Origin of the sequence: Xanthomonas bromi, assembly GCF_900092025.1 — a bacterium.
GTDB classification, from domain to species: Bacteria; Pseudomonadota; Gammaproteobacteria; order Xanthomonadales; family Xanthomonadaceae; genus Xanthomonas; species Xanthomonas bromi.
Genome location: NZ_FLTX01000081.1, coordinates 1 through 1,037, shown reverse-complemented (window position 1 = coordinate 1,037; position 1,037 = coordinate 1). Strand labels below are relative to the sequence as shown.

Below are 1,037 nucleotides of genomic sequence, written 5' to 3'. Positions count from 1 at the left end.
GACGCGCGCGGGCTGCTGGTCGAACAGACCGATCCGCTCGGCGCAGCGGCGCAGTACGTCTACGACGCACACGGGCAACTGCGTGCGCACACCAATGCGCGTGGCGCGACCACGCAATTGGAATACGACCGCTACGGCCTGCTGGCCGCGCTGATCGACGCGCTGGGGCAACGCAGCGCGTTCCAGCACGACGCGCTGGGCCGGCTGCGCAGCCAGCACGATCCGCTCGGCCATGCCAGCACCTACGAGTACGATGCCAAGGGCCGCCTGCTGCGCCTGCGCTCACCGGGCGGCGGCGAGGTGCAGTGCGGCTACGATGCAGAGGATCAGCTCGTCCTCTACGTGGACGAGGCCGGCGCGCAGACCCGGCTGCAGTACGTGGGCATCGGCCAGATCGGCAAGCGCCTGCAGGCCGACGGGCACACCGTGGAATATCGCTACGACAGCGAGGAACAGCTGGTGGCGGTGATCAACCAGCGTGGCGAACGCTATGAGCTCAAGCGCGATGCGCTGGGCCGCATCGTCGAAGAAGTGGATTACTGGGGCCAGGCGCGCCGCTACGACTACGACGCCTCCGGCCGCCTGACCGCGACCCACGATCCGCTCGGCCAGCGCATCGCCTATGCCACCGATCAGCTCGGGCGGATCGTGCGCAAGACATTGGCCGATGTGCGCCAGCCGGGCCAGCAGCTACAGGAGCATTTCGTCTACGACCGTCGCGGGCAGTTGATCGAATTGCGCAACCCGCATCGCAGCGCCACCCGTCGCTTCGATGCCCTGGGCCAGCTGCTGGAAGAAGTGCAGGACGGCTTCCGCGTCGGTTACGGCTACGACGCGGTGGGCAACCGCGTGCTGCGCGAGACCTCGGCGGGCAACCGCATCGCCTTCGGCTACGACCTGCGCGATCAGGTGGTCGAAGTGGCGATCAACGACGACGCCCCGATCCTGATCGAGCGCGACGCGCTGGGCCGCACCACCCGCGAGCAGCTCAGCGCGCAGGTGCAGCGCCAGTTCCAGTACGACGGGCGCAGCCTGCT

At 68.6% G+C, this 1,037-nt stretch carries 1 pseudogene; it reads left to right on the top strand.

From position 1 onward, the window contains the following. Positions 1–1,037 (top strand): annotated as a pseudogene (locus XBLMG947_RS19825) (RHS repeat protein); the annotation flags it as partial.